This is a genomic window from Photobacterium pectinilyticum, from assembly GCF_024357955.1.
GTDB classification, from domain to species: Bacteria; Pseudomonadota; Gammaproteobacteria; order Enterobacterales; family Vibrionaceae; genus Photobacterium; species Photobacterium pectinilyticum.
In genome coordinates this window covers 1-15,122 of sequence record NZ_JANEYT010000100.1, presented here as the reverse complement: position 1 = coordinate 15,122, position 15,122 = coordinate 1, and the positions used below count along the sequence as shown (strand labels likewise).

16 protein-coding genes and 1 pseudogene are annotated in these 15,122 nt (G+C 49.9%); all 17 read left to right on the top strand.

Annotation, left to right across the window (positions count from 1 at the left end; translation table 11 throughout):
- Positions 1 to 588: 588 nt before the first annotated feature.
- Positions 589 to 1,023 carry a DUF3577 domain-containing protein gene (locus tag NHN17_RS23410; RefSeq protein ID WP_255045077.1) on the top strand — a complete coding sequence of 145 codons (435 nt, stop codon included), beginning with the start codon at positions 589 to 591 and terminating at the stop codon, positions 1,021 to 1,023.
- A gap of 129 nt (positions 1,024 to 1,152) precedes the next feature.
- Entirely contained in the window at positions 1,153 to 1,386 is a 234-nt protein-coding gene (locus NHN17_RS23405) for a hypothetical protein (RefSeq protein WP_255045076.1), read from the top strand.
- A gap of 78 nt (positions 1,387 to 1,464) precedes the next feature.
- Complete coding sequence (locus NHN17_RS23400; RefSeq protein WP_255045075.1) at positions 1,465 to 1,806, top strand: hypothetical protein; 342 nt, start codon at positions 1,465 to 1,467, stop codon at positions 1,804 to 1,806.
- Positions 1,807 to 1,903: 97 nt separating this feature from the next.
- Positions 1,904 to 2,140 (top strand): hypothetical protein, encoded by a 237-nt coding sequence (locus NHN17_RS23395; RefSeq protein WP_055318484.1) that lies wholly within the window; start codon positions 1,904 to 1,906, stop codon positions 2,138 to 2,140.
- Positions 2,141 to 2,273: 133 nt separating this feature from the next.
- Positions 2,274 to 2,453, top strand: a pseudogene (locus tag NHN17_RS23390) (DUF1281 domain-containing protein); the annotation flags it as partial.
- An 11-nt stretch (positions 2,454 to 2,464) separates the two neighbouring features.
- On the top strand, positions 2,465 to 2,872 hold the full coding sequence (locus NHN17_RS23385; protein WP_255045072.1) for a hypothetical protein: 408 nt from the start codon (positions 2,465 to 2,467) through the stop codon (positions 2,870 to 2,872).
- Between the two features lie 233 nt (positions 2,873 to 3,105).
- A complete protein-coding gene (gene pilL2 / locus NHN17_RS23380; RefSeq protein WP_255045071.1) occupies positions 3,106 to 4,443 on the top strand; it encodes a PFGI-1 class ICE element type IV pilus protein PilL2 in 1,338 nt (445 codons plus the stop codon).
- Positions 4,443 to 5,915 carry a type II and III secretion system protein gene (locus NHN17_RS23375; RefSeq protein ID WP_255045070.1) on the top strand — a complete coding sequence of 491 codons (1,473 nt, stop codon included), beginning with the start codon at positions 4,443 to 4,445 and terminating at the stop codon, positions 5,913 to 5,915. Before pilL2 ends, NHN17_RS23375 begins: the two co-directional genes overlap by 1 nt.
- Positions 5,915 to 7,030, top strand: coding sequence for a hypothetical protein (locus tag NHN17_RS23370; protein WP_255045069.1), 1,116 nt, complete (start codon positions 5,915 to 5,917; stop codon positions 7,028 to 7,030). Before NHN17_RS23375 ends, NHN17_RS23370 begins: the two co-directional genes overlap by 1 nt.
- Positions 7,031 to 7,032: 2 nt before the next feature.
- Positions 7,033 to 7,638 (top strand): hypothetical protein, encoded by a 606-nt coding sequence (locus NHN17_RS23365; protein WP_255045068.1) that lies wholly within the window; start codon positions 7,033 to 7,035, stop codon positions 7,636 to 7,638.
- Positions 7,635 to 9,251, top strand: a complete 1,617-nt coding sequence (locus NHN17_RS23360; RefSeq protein WP_255045067.1) for a GspE/PulE family protein — start codon at positions 7,635 to 7,637, stop codon at positions 9,249 to 9,251. Before NHN17_RS23365 ends, NHN17_RS23360 begins: the two co-directional genes overlap by 4 nt.
- Complete coding sequence (locus tag NHN17_RS23355) at positions 9,248 to 10,243, top strand: type II secretion system F family protein (RefSeq protein WP_255045066.1); 996 nt, start codon at positions 9,248 to 9,250, stop codon at positions 10,241 to 10,243. The genes NHN17_RS23360 and NHN17_RS23355 overlap by 4 nt, the downstream gene beginning before the upstream one ends.
- A gap of 14 nt (positions 10,244 to 10,257) precedes the next feature.
- The gene (locus NHN17_RS23350; protein WP_255045065.1) at positions 10,258 to 10,737 is read left to right on the top strand and encodes a hypothetical protein; all 480 of its coding nucleotides are present in this window, start codon (positions 10,258 to 10,260) and stop codon (positions 10,735 to 10,737) included.
- On the top strand, positions 10,734 to 11,264 hold the full coding sequence (locus tag NHN17_RS23345; RefSeq protein WP_255045064.1) for a hypothetical protein: 531 nt from the start codon (positions 10,734 to 10,736) through the stop codon (positions 11,262 to 11,264). Before NHN17_RS23350 ends, NHN17_RS23345 begins: the two co-directional genes overlap by 4 nt.
- A complete protein-coding gene (locus tag NHN17_RS23340; protein WP_255045063.1) occupies positions 11,261 to 12,235 on the top strand; it encodes a PulJ/GspJ family protein in 975 nt (324 codons plus the stop codon). The genes NHN17_RS23345 and NHN17_RS23340 overlap by 4 nt, the downstream gene beginning before the upstream one ends.
- A 28-nt stretch (positions 12,236 to 12,263) precedes the next feature.
- On the top strand, positions 12,264 to 12,680 hold the full coding sequence (locus NHN17_RS23335; RefSeq protein WP_055318473.1) for a hypothetical protein: 417 nt from the start codon (positions 12,264 to 12,266) through the stop codon (positions 12,678 to 12,680).
- A gap of 195 nt (positions 12,681 to 12,875) precedes the next feature.
- Positions 12,876 to 13,925, top strand: a complete 1,050-nt coding sequence (locus NHN17_RS23330; RefSeq protein ID WP_255045062.1) for a trypsin-like serine peptidase — start codon at positions 12,876 to 12,878, stop codon at positions 13,923 to 13,925.
- Positions 13,926 to 15,122: the final 1,197 nt, after the last annotated feature.

Sequence of the window (15,122 nt, the reverse complement as noted above, 5' to 3'; positions counted from 1 at the left end):
AGAGTTATTTTCATATCACCTAGCATGATCCTCATTTTGGCTAAAATCAAGCACCTTCAATGATCACGGGTATATCTAGATAGACCGCTGATGGCTGGTTTTGCCCATTTCCTATCACGGACGGTCCCCTATTAAGCGGTGTCGCTCAGTCATTTGTAATATCTAAAGTTATCCGTAAATAGCTAATTTAGAAAAGTCACTGACTCAGAAATGTCCAAAACCTTGTTAGAAATTAATCAAACTATTGTGTGATTAAACTATTGTCAGCCGACATCAGAGACTAAAAATCAATCAAATAAGATGTGACATAAATCACTTTATAAGCCTATTTGGACTGTTATCCTCAGGATGTTAAACGTTGAATACTGACGAATAGTATTAAACACACGGGGTTAACCCCCCTTAAATGGCTTTCTGAAATGTGTCGTGGCTTCTTTTTAAAGAAGTGAAAGCGTACTTAACTGCCCTCAGCCTATTATTGATAGAGCTTTGGCGCTATACACCGACTTTTTATCACCCCCACGGGAAAATTATTTCCCATGGGGGAATGTAATTTTTTCTCGTGCAGCCTGTCTCGGAGAAAACATTATGTCTGATAACAATCAAAACACTTATTTTGACCTTCACACTCATGGATTTGGTTTTCTAAACCGCGTGAGAAAAGTGACACCGAAAAAAGGTGACCCGTTCTACGCGACCACCATCACGTGTTTACGTGGTGATGATAACGAAAGAACGTACATTGACTGCAAAGTAGTAGGAAAAGAGGCGATTGAGCTTTTTGAAGCGCATGGTCTTGATAACTACGACTTTAGCCCAAAAGGTGGCGATAAAGGCTCACTGAGTTTTACTATCAGTGATATCTCGCTCGACACCTTTACTTATCAAAGCAACCACAATACGAAAGCGGGTCAGTTTGGCGCAACCATTAAGGGGCGTCTACTCAAAGTGAAGTATCTGAAGGTGAATGACGTTGTACTTGTACAATCGCCAGCACCGACTGGTTCTGATGCAAATCAGTAAGCGGCTTGATGTTTGACTGCCCCAATACACTTTCGTGTGTTGGGGCTTTTTATTACTGTCATTGATTACCCACAGGGGATACGTTCCCCTTTGACGACGGCTCTCCTTATTTACTTTGAGGAGAGCAAGATGGACAAATTCAATCTTTTACAGACAAAAGCCACGGCGCTTTTTTCTGTGGCGAGGGGCAGTGATATTTCACCACCAGAACTAGCAAACGCTGGTTTTATGATGCGTGAAGGTCGCTTTTACCCCGTCGAAGACATTGAAGTGATCCAACAACGCCTTAGCCATGATTTCATGGTGTGGGATGAATCTACCCCTAATGTGAACACGCTGAGATTTCAGCGTCGCTCACATTAGGGGCAACCCATAAACCCATAGAGGGGAATGCCTCCTCTATGGGGTCATTCCTTCTTTTTTACATTAGGAAGAAATGATATGACTCAACTTATGGTGACGGTAACACTGGCCGGTGGGCAGAAAATCGATTGTGACGTTTCTAAACATCACTATCGCAATAACAAGCAAATCGCGCTCCAGTTATGCACTGCCGATACAAAACGAAATGAAGCTTCGGATTCGTTTCCAGGAGAGCCTATGGGCACTCCGACGGTGTGTTTACCAAACAATCACTTCAACGAGAATGAAACGGCCATTAAAGATTGCGACGAGTACGCTGGATTTTTAGGCGCGCTTGAGCAAGCTGGAGTGGTTCGACGTACCACGAGAACCATTCATGGTCCGTATGTTTCGTCTAACGTCGTGGAAGTGTTGATTTAACCGTAATGTAACCCATCCGACAGGGATCTCATTCCTGTCGGGGATTGGGGTTTTCTGTCTTTTTTGTTATTCTTATTTTATGAATACGGAGAAATATATGTGCGAAAAGCAAAAACGCATCGAAGAGCTCGAAATAGAGAATGTTAACCTCTATCGAACGCTCTCAGAGGCGTACAAGTTTAACGCGGAAGAACGAAAGCTTAATGCAGAAGAGCGCAAGCTCAATGTTGAGCAACGAAACATCGACAGCCAGCTTATCTGGCGTCCATGGCAAGTTGTGTTAATTCCGATATTACTTGGCGTACTTGCATTAGTCGCTGCTATCGCTAGATAAACCTCAATTCGACTAAACCTTAAAGCCTCTATCTTAGATAGGGGCTTTTTTAATCACATCGCGCTTTGCGCATCACCCACCTGGGATGTCTCCCAGGTGGGGGCATCCTTTTATTTTTTAAGAGGAACTGATTATGCCAAATTGGTGTGTAAACCAAATTCATATCGATGGGCCTGATTCTGATGCCATCATCGAACTCATGACTCAACCTAAACCACTGCTTCATCAACAAGCGTCACGCGCGGCGGCTAAGCTGTTTTTAGCCGGTGTCGGTGGGCTGTTAAAAACCACTTACCCGATGACTTTTGAACGAGGGTAATGCTGATGCAAGTTGTCTATGTATATGATGATGAAGGCACCATGGCACTGGCCAAAATAACTGAAAATCAATCAGCGCAAGATGCCGCGATCGATGTGGTTGAAGCGGTGGTGAAGTGGACAAAAGAGTTCGGCTTTTCGATTTACTCTCACAACGAGTGTAGGGTGCACCTTCAAGAGCTAGAGCAGCTAAAGCTGCAGGTGACAAATTATGAGGTTGATGTCCATCAACCGGACTGGTTTTGCAGCGTGTTGGGTTTTACCTTTTCGGTTCAAAAGTCTGAATGCGGCGAGGTTGAGTGGCCGACTTGCAAAAAATATCAAGAAGAGGAGGTGTTACCGGATGAACAAGGTCACTGTTCATTGTGTGGCAGCCTCATGAACGTGTCTGTATCGATGAACATGGGAGATTGATTTAACGTCTTTTAATGACAAACGTCAGCGATAAGCTGGCGTTTTTGTTTCTACTGTAAACGTCAAACCTCTATTTGGGGTTTAACGCTGCCAGTCAAAAATAACATTTAAGGATATCACAATTTAAAAAATAAATACTCGTTAAAAATACATCCACCAATGTATTTCTAATCGAGATTTTTCTATTGCCTTTTTGTTAGCGTGTGGACGTCTTTTATTGTCAGGAGAATGATATGCAAACGCGCTGGCTCATGTTGTCTTTTGCAGGCTTGTTGGCCGGGTGTCAAACCCCGCCTGAGCCTGTACAAGCGCCGCCACCCCCATTAAATATTCGCACCGCCCCCGAATTATCGGGCAGCAGCGTGCAGACCTCACGTTATGTCATTGAACGCTCTGCAGGTGAGCAAATGACCGACATCTTAGGCGTGCCGATTGAAGCTCGCTTACCTGTAATGAGCAAGATGAGCATCAAAGACGGCGTCGAGTTCTTATTGTCAGGCAGTGGTGTATCGCTGCGCACCCCCACGTCTTACGCCGAAACGCAGCTCTATGCGCAACCGTTGCCTTTGGGTCATACCGATATGGGGCACATGAGCCTTCGACAAGCCTTGCAAGTTATTGGTGGTCAAGCGTTCTCGCTTGAAGAAGATGTGGTTCGTCGCAATGTGGGGTTTCGACTTAAGTATGGATACGAATGGCAGGCGCCGAAACCCGTGAGTGGATATTCAGACGGTAAGTCTCCTCTGACGGGCCCAGCGAAAGCGAGCGAAGCCGTATCGATATCTTCTACCTCTCATTCAAAAAAACATAGCACGTCAAGTGTTGTCATGACGCCGCAACTGAAAAAGTCGCTGGCCTCTAAAAGCGCTTCATCAGAGGCGATGTCCAGTTTTGAGGATGACAATGATGCGTTTTTCGCCAGTGATATGCAGGGGAAACCCTCGTCAAGTTCAAAAGCAAAACCGACATCGTCTAAGTCGTCTGTGAAGAAAAAAGCGCAGGCGTCGTTGCTTGCTGCGGATGAGAAGACAGTCCCGAAAGCTCTACCTGCCCCCACGACCTTTGTTATTGGTGTGAATGAATCCCCGTACCGCGCTTTGTCACGTTGGTTTCATGACAAGCGTATCGACAAAGTGGCGTTTGCGCTCAGCGCTGAGGAGCAGGAGGTGCTCATGACGCCGCTGGACAAAAGAATGGAATTTACTGGCTCATTGCCTCGCACCATCACCCAAGTGGGAGAAACCTTGGATTTATCGCTGCGCCTGGATGTTCAGCAAGGCGTGGCCGGACTTCACACGCTCAAAGGCCCGGTGGACGTTCGCTGGGTGAAAGGCGAGACCTTAAAAAGTGCGGTGGCAAGCCTTGCCGAGTCTTATCAGTGGCACTGGCTTGATGGTGGGGTGAGAGCCTCTTGGATGAGTGAGGACGATTATCCCTTAACCGGTGAGTACGGGGTGGTGACCCCGCGCGGCGGCTTTGATAAAGCGCTCGATACCGTCTTAGAGGGTTACCCCGTACAGGCGCAATTGATTTCAAGCTCGCGCACCGTTTTTATTACAGAGAGGCAGTGATGAACCCTATTTTGATAACGATACCCTTGTTGCTGATGCTCAGCGGCTGCATCAGTCAAGATTACCTAGACCGAAAAGACAACGCGCAGGCGATACAAGACAGTATGGAGCAAGCGCGCGGTGAGGCGAGCGCGCCCCTTGGCAATGTGCGCTACCTCAGTAAGCCGCCCGCCAATCCAACCCCGATTGAGCGCAACACTGCGCCCGAGTGGCTACAAGAGCGTGTGCGTCTTAAGGCAGACCAATTGCCGTTGTCCTTAGTGTTGTCTATGTTGCTCGATGGCACCGGCATTGAAGTGGCGTTTGACCCCGATGTCAATCCTAACACCCCCGTTACCCTCAACGGTGAAGCGTCTAGGCAGTCTTTGCTTAATCGCATTGGCAGCGCCACGCGATATGGTCTGACACCGCAAGATAAGACGCTTAAGGTGGGTTACTACCAAAGCGAGACCTTTACGCTGACTCTGCCGCCTGGCGCGATGTCAGGCCAACAAGGCAGTGAAAGTGAGAGCAGTGGTAGCGGGGAGGAGGACGATACTCAAGCGGCGGGGCAGTACCTTATTACCACCTATGACTCGGTCGAGGTGGTGAAAGAAGTCGCCGGCGCGGTGGAAGCGGTACTCATCGATGAAAATGAAGCTGATGAGACGTTGGTTGGATCGGTGAAGGTGGTGCCTGGCTTAACGGCATTGACCGTACGCACCACACCGAGCCGCATGGCGCAGGCGCGACGCGTCATTGCGAGCTATCAAGCAGAGCTTGAGAAACAAGTGCTCTTGGATGTGCGCATCTTGGAGTTTCGCTCGAATCTAGACAAAGACCAAGGCATTGACTGGAACCTCTTGCGCGATGTCGGTGATGGCACCTTAAGCTTTATCATTCCAGGTTCATCCTCTTCCTCAAGCTTAATCAGCGGGGGGAGTGGTTTAGCGTTCCAAGGCTCTGGAAAATGGGATGGCACTACCGCGTTCATCAAAGCGCTGGAGCAGCAGGGCACCGTCTCAACCGACACGCCAATTAGCGTTCTGACGTTGAACGCCAAAGGCGCGCGCATCTCTCAAACGGTGGATACGCCGTATTTATCCGATATTTCCACCGAAGTGACCGATACAACGACTTCAACCAGCACCACGCGCGGCAATGTGGTGGAAGGCATTGACATGATGGTGAATACCCACGTCAGTGACGATTTTGTGTGGATACGCACCGCTGGCAAGCTCACTAAAATTGCCGGAGACAGCACCGAAGAAATCAATGATGCGACGCTACGATTCATTTCGACGCGCAGCGCGGATTTGTCGTTCACCAATAAATTGCGCTACGGGCAAACCGTGGTGATTGGCTCGGTGAAACAACAAACTCAAATGGCTAATAAATCATCCAGCTTTGGGTTTGATTGGTTAGGTAGTCAGTTAAGCAGTCAAGAAACGGTGGAAACCTTAGTGCTCTTAACCCCAAGGAGAGTGAAATAATGCCAAACTTTACGCCCAACCATGTGGTGACGGCAGCGTCCTCGTTTTCGAAATGGCAATTAGCCCGCCAACACCCTGGGAAATACGCACTCACAGTAGAACGCGGCAACTGGCTGACGCGTTACGTCAGTGATGAGCCTGGGGTGGCGATGGCTGAAGTGTGGCGCCACCACTTAAAAGAGACGGCGCCGAATCATTGGTGCCTCATCGACCGTCATAGCGATGCCGTGTTTTTTATACAAGTACGTGACGATGTGGTGAGGCAGGCCAAGTTACTGTCTTTTGATGAGCTTGACGCCTTGACACTCAAAATGAGTGACGCGGTTTACTTGACGTCAGCCATCGATGCTCTTGATGAGAGGTGGTCGCCCTTCGCCATTCAATCGGTGGCGGCGCTCACTCAAAAAGAGTGGCAAGGCTACACGCTTAAAAAGTCGAGAGCCCCCGAGATACTCGCCGGAGGCGGGGCGCTGTTGATGGTGCTCATCGCCGCGCTGTGGCTGACTCGAACTCAGGATGCGCCCGTCAAGGCAGTAGCGCCTGTGGTGGATGATTACCAGAGTTACCGGCAGACCATGTCCCAAGCGATAAGTGCATCCAAAGGCGCGGAGCAAGCTCTGCATCTGGCGGCGCTCGCGCAGAGCGCGCCGTTAGGATGGGCGTTGAACGCATTGACGCTTCAAGGCGAGCAGTTAACCGCGCGTTTGAAATGTGATGAGGATGGGAGCTTGAGTGATGCTCGGCATTGGGGCGAGACCTTAGCGCCTGTGGATGCGGCACTAACGCCGCAATCACTGACGCTCAGCCTACCGTTAACACAGAAGTTAAAGGCGTGGTCGGCTCAAATGAGCCCCTTTGAGGCCAGTGATTCACTCTTAGATACGCTGACGCAATTAGGATGGCGGATCTCGGATACCAAAGAAAGCCCATCGACGCTCATCAAAACGTTAAGTTTTACATTGAAAAAAGACGCAATGACCTTGGCTGAGCTTGCCACATTCGAAGCGTTGGCCGAGGTGTATCCATTGAGCCTCACCACCTTGCAAATGACGCCTCGCGGCGCAGGCGCGTATCACGCCACCTTGCACCTTACTTACACGGGAGAAAATCAATGACTGTGACCAAGTCCACCGTACAAATTTCTATTCTACTGCTCTCCAGCGTTATCGTTGCGGGTCTGTGGATAGTCAATCGCCAAGGTGAGACGACCGTTTCTGCGGCGCCATCACCAGCCCAAGTCATGCCTGTCACGGCGAAAGTCATCCCTTTGAAAAAAGCGCCACCGACCCGAGTGACACCGTCACCGGCATTGGATGCCAGCGCCCTGGCCCGCATTGAGCGCGCAGAGCAACTGTCTTTGGCTCATTTCGATGCCGAAATAGCCGAAGCTAAAGCGCGCATGCGTAAAGCCAATCAGCAAGATCTTGGGACAGGGCTCGGACTCGGTCAGCCCAACACGCTGCCCTCGGTCAGTGTGTTAGAGCAGGTGCCGCGCGTGTCTGAAGTGAGTTCAAAGTCTTTACCCATGATTGAGCGCTTCACGCTAGGCGGCTTAGTGGTCAAGGAGGGCGCGGCCTATGCGTATTTAAACGTTGATGGCCAGGCGCCCATACGCGCCGTGCAAGGTCAGCGCGTTAAGGGAGTGCTGGTCAGTCACATTAGCCGTGAGGGCGTTCAATTAAAACATAAGGGGACGACTCGAACCTTGGAGGGGGGCTTATGAGACGCTATCCCCAATTGAGCACGGCCGATGAGGAGACCCTCAATGCCTTATGCCGTGACGACGGGTACACCGTCGTCACCCCCGAGCTTGTGGTGCAAACCTCGAACCCTAACGCCCCGAATCTAGGGTCAATCATTGACGTACTACAAGGGTCGGTAGCGATGCTCGGTCAATCGATTCAAGTCGATGAAGTACCGCAATCGGTGATTGATGCCGAGGTAGCCGCGCCCGAGCCTGGACAAGCGCTTGACCACTTAGAAGGGCAAGGGGCGATTGAGCGTCAATTGCACGCCTTGTGTCAAACGGCCGTTAATGAAAACAGCTCGGATGTTCACGTGTTAACCACGCCTGACAGCACGCTTTTCTTATTAAGAACGGTGGGAGTAAGGCGCGTGTTGACCCGTTTTCATAATGAGCAGAGCGCGCAAAATCAGCCAAGGCAAGTCGGACTTGCCCTAATGGACTATGTGTTTTCCACCCTGGGTGGGCAAGACATTAAATACACCCTGCCCGCCAATGATAGGTTCAGCTTAACGCTCAAGGTGGGGGACGCGCTGCGCGTCTTTGAATGGCGCGCAGCGCTCATTCCCACCCATGAAGGGCCCAAGCTTACTTTGCGCTGCCTGACGCCGCGAGACAAAGCTTTGTCTTTAGAGGACATGGATTTGCCGGCGCCCTACCTAAGTACGCTCATTTCAATGATACACAAGCGTCAAGGGGGCATCATCATTACCGGTCCGATGGGTTCTGGTAAAAGCTCGCTGGTGTACGCCCTGCTCGAAAAAGTCGATCGCATTGCGCGTAATGTGCATTCATTGGAAGACCCAGTGGAATTTTCTCAAGCGTTTGTGAGCAAAACGCAAGTGCAACCGAGCGTGGAAACGGTCGAGGGCTCAGGGGTAAAACTGGACTACGCCTTTTATTGCAAAGAGACGCTGCGTCACGATGTGGACATTTCCAATATTGGTGAGATTCGAGACACGCCGACGGCCAGAGAGTTTTGTCGTAAAGCGGAAACCGGAGGCTTGGCACTGGCGACCTTGCACACCAACAGTGCGCTAGGCGTTGCGCAGACCTTCATTCAACAACTCAACATGCCTGCTGCGATTGTCGGGGCACCGGATTTGATGGCGATGTTTGTGCACGTGAAATTGGTGAGAAAGCTGTGTGACTGCGCTTTTTCGTTCGATGAGCACCATCAGGAGCACGTCATTGAAGCGTATCGAGCGAAAGAGGTTAAAGACAAGCTTGGGCTCAAGGTCAAGCAACTCAAACAACTGTGCACGGAATCAGAGCTTGCGAATGTTCGCCTACTTAACCCCACCGGTTGCCACAAATGCAATGGCGAAGACAAAGTCGCGGGCGAGAGTGGCCGCGTGGTGGTGATGGAGATGATTGTGCTCGATGATGCCGACCGCCAGTTCATCATTCGTGAAGACGATTTAGGGTGGAAAGCGCACTTACAGTCGCAGGGGTGGCCAGACATCAAAGCGCATTGCAAATCGCGCATCATGCAGGGGCAAATCGACATCCTGTCGGCTTCTGAGCAGGTGGATGACCTAGTGCCGACGCCTATCACGGATGTATATCGCGCGCTCAAGGAGGCCCTATGAAGATATTAGGGAAAACACTGGAGCAATGGCAATTCACCGATAAAGACCGCGTTGACTTTTTACAGCAGTGGAAAAAGGCCGATAAGTACCAACTCACCACCAAAGAGTTCTGTTTGTCTCTGGTTGAAAATGGTCGGGGCGCGTTGAAAATCATCGGTCAAGCGGGACTGGCGGCGCCAGGACAAGGGCAGCGATTTGTCGATGTGCTGGAAGGCTGGTTTCCCGCTTTGGTTCTGACCAGTATTCGTACCTCGGAGAAAGCGGGACAGCGGATGATGGGGTTAGACACGGCCATTGACCAATTGCAAGGGGGCGAGAACATTGTGCCCAAACTGGTGCGACTGTTGGCTTTTCCTTATGTGCTGTGTGTCGGCATGAGCCTTTACGGGGTGGAAATCTCAGACCGAATGCTCGCGACCATCGACTACGCGCCCGGTATTGGCGTGGACGTTCGAGACGTCGTCGCCACCTATGGGGCCGGGGTGGGGGTGGCGGCACTTGGCCTGCTGATGGCGCTTTCGGTGTTATTGCCCCATTGGGCGGGACGGGGAAGACCCTGGGTCAATGATTGGCCCATTTTTTCCTTGTATCGCACGGCGGTGGCGGCGTCCATGCTCAAAACCTTAGCTAACCTCACCAGTTGCGGCATGAAATTAGGCGATGCGCTTAACCACGCCGGTGAGCGCAATACCGCATTTGCGAAAGGGCATTTAAATGTCATGCAAGCGCAAAGCGTGGGGCAAAGTAATTTAGGCCGCATTCTCGATACCGGATTACTGCTGCCCAGTGAGCTCAGCGCACTCAAAGTGCTCGGCGAGCGGGTGAGTTACCCCGAACTGCTGCGAGAAAGCAGCGCAAACCACCGTGAAGTGGTGGATAAGACACTGGCCCACATGCAGCTTTGGCTGCCTAAAGCTGGATTGTTCATCACGATTTTACTCCTTGGCGCCCTGATTTTCAGCGCCGCTTACCAACTGACACTCAACTTTTAACTTAGGAAATACTCATGAAAAAACCGATGACTTTATCTTCTCGCCAGCGTGGTGCATCAATGCTGGATTTTATTTTTTGGATTGGCCTCGCGGCGCTCGTCGTGGCCGGTATTACGGCGATGGCAAGCTCAGGTAAGGGCAAATATAAAGTGAGCGCGACGCTCACTGATGTAACAGAAATTCGTCAAGCGGTCGACGCCTGGGCTGGGGCTGGCGCAGATGTGACTGGGGTTAGCCTGTCTGAAATCTGCACCGAAGGGTATGGCTACAGTAAGGCGGCGTGGTGCTCAGTTAATCAATACGGCGGAACGTACACCGTGACAGCGAACACCAATAAGTCGTTTGTAGACATCGGCATCAGCAATGTGGAGGTGGAAAACTCACTGGCGCTGGGTAATCAATTGGCCCCAATGAGCGCAGAGCGCTGTACGCGCGCGGGCACCGATTGCGGCAGTGTCCAAGTGTCCGGCTCCGACATCACGGTCACTTTATGATAAGACGTCAAGCCGGCTTTTCTGTGCTCGACTTTGTACTGGCGATGGGGGTGGTCAGCGCCATTTTAGCGTTGGGCGCGACCTTTGGTATGAACACGCTTCGCCAAGGCGAGCAACAAACGGCGTTTGCAGGCGCGATGACGGACGTGTGGCAAGCAACCGAGCGCGCCATCATCGATGAGTGGCACCTTTCAGGGTGCCGCACATTGACGGCGCCGCCTTCACTGTCATCACTTGTGGAGCACTTTGAGGCACCCGCTTATCTGCTGACGCTGCCTTACGCCATCTCGATTGACTATCGAACGGCGACGAGCGTTACCGTCAGTGGGGGCGTGACCCTCACTGTAACCTTGCCTGAGGGGATGTCGGGGTTTTCATTGAAACCGGTGTTGACGCCTTTGGCCCAAAGCGTTCGCGTGAGTGAGCGCTCGGTGGTCTTGTATTACAACATCGCGTCCATTCAATCGCAGCTCCAGCATCAATATTTTGATGCCGAGACGGGGTGTATGCAGGGGGATTATTCTTGAAACTTCAAACGAAACGAGCCAAGCAACGCGGCCTTGCCCTGCTGGATGTGCTGTTTGCGATGGCGCTAATGGGGCTGATTATCGCAGGCGCTTCCAAATGGATGGCCATCCAAAAAGAAAAAAACGCGGCAGGAGATTATCGCGCACGCATCGAGCTTGTGATTGAAACGCTGCAAAAGTACCAATATCAGCAGCACACGCTTAAGCCACCGGTGCCACTCTATGAAGAGTTTCCAAATCTGCTTAACGACTTAGTGACGCCCGATGAGCAATTTTGGATCAACTGTACGCCCGCTGACGAAGCCGCTAGGTCGTGCGTGAGGCCCGACTCCGCCCCTTGGACGGTGGAGCGCCTTGGGTATGAGGCTGGCCAACGCACGGTCACGATAAACGGACAATCTCGTGACATTGCGTACGCTAAGTTGACGTTTCCTTTATCGAGCACGGCTATCCAACCGATTCACCGAGCTAAGTGGGCCACCGAGCTGCTTAAAATCCCTTACGCCAAAGCAGAGCCGGACGGGGACATCACTGTGATGGTGTACGACCCGTTACTCTCTCAGCTTTACGACGCCTTCTTACAGCATGACGGCAGTGTGCCGCTCAGCGACGATTGGGATGTGGGCGGGGAGTATGGCATTACCAACGCCAGGGACTATACGATTTTAAACTCTGACGGCACGCAAAAGATTGTCAGTAAAGGGCTGGTGAATGTGGTGACGGTGAAGCACGGCGAACGGGTGTATAAACCCGCATGCCCCCAAGGCACTACCCCCGACATCATGCTCAGCATCGGCAATATCTACATTGCATCAGATTATGAGCTTACCGGCAGTCAAAAACCCTATCTCATCACCACCACGAACGACTATTGGGACGTTGACTTGGAGGTGCGAGTCAAATCACTAATCACTGGTGATTTAACCAAAAGCAGTTCTGGTGAAATCACCGCTTTTACCCAATGCAAATAAGGCATTGACCAACTAAAAGGAAACACCCATGAAAAGAACATTACTGTTAGTCCCCCTGCTGAGCCTCAGTACGGGCGTATTAGCGAAAGTTACGTATGAAGACGCGCTAGAATCGGCGCGGCCTTATGAAGAAGCGAACGCGGCGGTACATAACCCACCGGATACACGAGGCTTAACTGAGGGTGAATATGATCCAAATGCGAATGATGGTGACTCTGGTCATTGGAAGATAACCTCAAATTCCTTGGTTAATGCTGCAAACGCAGGGGGAAATTCAGTTCTACTCTCTCCAGGTTCTGAAAATCAAGCGTGTTACAAAGGCACGAGAGGATTAATTCTCACAACAGAGCGAGAATGCGTACGTTGGAACTCTGGAGGATGGCAATGTCAAGAGTATGGTCCAGCAACGCTGTCTAATAACGGTTACCCATCAGAGTGCCAATAATGTTGGCCTAAAGTCATGATTTAAAGCGCTCAGGGATGAGCGTTTTTTAAGTTCATCAAAAATATGCTTTTCGATCATAAAAAGCGATTTCATAGAACCAATGATCATAGATAAAACAGCGAGGTAAACTCGTTTCATAGTGTCTGTTTTGGTATAATAAATCATCAACCACATAACGGTTTTCAGGAATACATCATGAAGGATCACGTATTATCACTATTGAGTTTAGCCCTATTAAGCTCATCCGCTTGGGCTGTGGACAATGGCACGCCTGTCAACTGGGCCGCGCAAGATAACGCGGTGCGTTTAGAAAGCAGCGCCAACAATGGCAACTGCACCGCCACTTTAGTTGCTGGCCGTTACGTATTAACCGCTGCGCACTGTTTGGATGGTAATGGACTCGACAGCCTTAGAACGGCGGCTGGTGATACCATCACGTTTAACCGGTTTTTGATGCACCCTAATTTTGTGGAAGACGGCAGTTTTTCTGGAGAGGACATTGGCATAGTAACGCTAGGCAGTACGGTTGATTATTCTGCGATTCAATTTTTAAACATCGATAACCGCAAAGTTGATGAGCCAATCACTATTGCAGGGTTTGGAGGAACTATAGACACTTTAAACTCCGTAGACCTCACGTTCAGTCATTATCATAACTCAGATCGCTATGCTCTGTACGCCGATGTGGTTGAGGAAGACTCACACACCACAGGTGGAGACTCAGGCGCGGCGTGGATTAATCAGGCTAATGACATCATGGCGATTCATAAGGGAAGTGATACAACTGTACATTGGGATCCTGATGGTAATGAATATTTCACTAGAGAAACTTACGGTACAGACATTCAAGCTGTACAAGGGTTTATTACCGAGAACATTGACGCGTGGCATTATCCGACCCTCGCTGAGGCAGATGGACGCACCACCATCACGGTTCAATCTCTGCATCAAAGTGGCATTACCGATACCGCTTATGTTCAAGGTAATCTCACGCTGATCCCTGAAAACAGTACGTGTGTCACTCAAGCACTTATCAACCCTTTTGATAAGTGCACCTATGTGATTGAAGGGAGCAGTGGAGAAGAAGGTCAATTGTACCTCTCTGATTCAGAAGTGATTCACATCAATAAACCGAAAGCAGACAATGGGGGCGGAAGTTCTTCTGGCGGCAGCGGTGGCTCTATCGGCTTTTTATCTCTACTTGGATTAGCGGTATTTGGACGTTTAAGAAAGAGACCAGTCTGATATGGATTATAAAATTAACGACCCTGTTATATTGGAAATGCTCGATGGTAATGATTGGCGCGTGATACGCACCACTTACCGTCAAGCCATGCGGCTATTAAGAAAAACGCATCATCGAGGGTATTTGTTGTACCACGAGGGGGCGCGGTGGGATGCAAAAGCCTGACGCTTTCACTTTGTTCAATTGTCGGCTTCATCTTGCCCCAACAAGCGGGGCTTATTGCCGTCAAAATGAACCTTATTGGATAATCTTGTGATACTTTTTATCAACACACTCTTACTTTTCATTTTCCTACATAGATTATTGACCTTCTCTCATGCCCCTTCCGCAAAGATAAATTTGATTAGGGGAATCAAAGGTGTCGTCATTTTAATGGTCGTTACGGTCTGGTTGATGCCGCTTCATCTCCCCTTATTCCTCAATGGCAGTGTTCTTCTTTTCACTGCGTGGATAGGTTTTAGTTACAGTGTAAGGGTCGCTTTGAATGAACTCACCTTCCTCAAGCTACCCCCGTCCTTAAAGAAAAACCAATACCATGTTCACCTTTCAACGGCGATCTATCCTTTTACAAGAGATACGTACCAAGAGCTCGAACTGTTGAGTGAACTGCTCCCTAAATACAGTGGGCAATCATTAATACTAACGTCACCTCTACTGAATAAGCACGGCTCGTTCTTTAACATTGAACAATTAAAGCCACTCCCTGTGAGTATCGAGGCTTCTTATCATTCTTATTGGCGTTCACCGCTAGAGTTTCTGGTCTTGTTTTATTACAAACACATCAAGCGTGAAACTATTCTTATGCATTCCGATTTATCAAGGCAGTGTCGACTGCTTCTTACGCTTCGCTCTTAGTTAAAGTGGAGAGCATAAGGAAATCCGCGAAGCATTTTCTTATGCTCTCTGCTGTGCAGGTAGGGCGCAGACCGTAGGACGGCATAGAGTCCTTACAAGAAGGCGATTTTCATAAGGGCCTTTTCAAAAATCGGCTAATACAGAGTAGCTTCGCTCGCTAGGACACAAGCTCTTCCTCTTTATACCCTGACATTCATTACTTCTGGATTCATCGTATTGGAAAATTTTAGCGAATAAGGAAGAGGTTTTAGCGAGCACCTTTACGGGGTTTGAAGTCCAATGGAACGAAAACGTACGCTAAGGCCAATCATCAAAATCTGAAGGATTTTTCAGTGGCCTTA